Origin of the sequence: Streptosporangium heterodermiicola, assembly GCF_051390675.1 — a bacterium.
Taxonomy (GTDB): domain Bacteria; phylum Actinomycetota; class Actinomycetes; order Streptosporangiales; family Streptosporangiaceae; genus Streptosporangium.
On record NZ_JBPJSR010000115.1, the window covers coordinates 1 to 437 of the forward strand.

A 437-nucleotide genomic window follows, 5' to 3' on the forward strand; every position below is an offset into this window, starting at 1 on the left:
CGGTGGTTGGTGAAAGGTGTTCGGTGGAGGTGTTCCGTGAGGGGAGAGAGGGGGTTAGAAGGCGTCGCCCCAGCGGCCGCAGTCGTCGAACTTGTCGGTGCCCTCGCAGACGCGGATCTTGAAGTCGTCGAAGCCGTTGCTCTTCTTGAAGCCGCCGAAGTGGTCGATGTCGCCGTGGCCGAAGGTCTTGAAGACCTTGGTGTGGGAGCCGAAGCGGTCGTGCCACTTGAACCACACGTAGCTGTAGGAGCGGTCGCGGTCACGGTCGAACAGGTCGCCGTAGAACCAGTAGCGGCCGTTGTCCTTGGTCCAGTAGCCCTTGAAGGAGGAGCGGTGGCCGAAGTCCTCGCCGCGGCCGAACCCGGAGTAGTAGGGGCCGAAGAAGTGCTTGCTGGAGGTCTGTGCCTGCTGCGTGGCGACCGTCGCCGAAGCCGCGG

General features: G+C 64.1%; 1 protein-coding gene. It reads right to left on the minus strand.

Translation table 11 applies throughout. The features are described from left to right. Window positions 1–54 precede the first annotated feature (54 nt). The coding region (locus ACSC1Q_RS43135; RefSeq protein WP_436764534.1) for a hypothetical protein at window positions 55–437 on the minus strand (383 nt) is incomplete at its 5' end.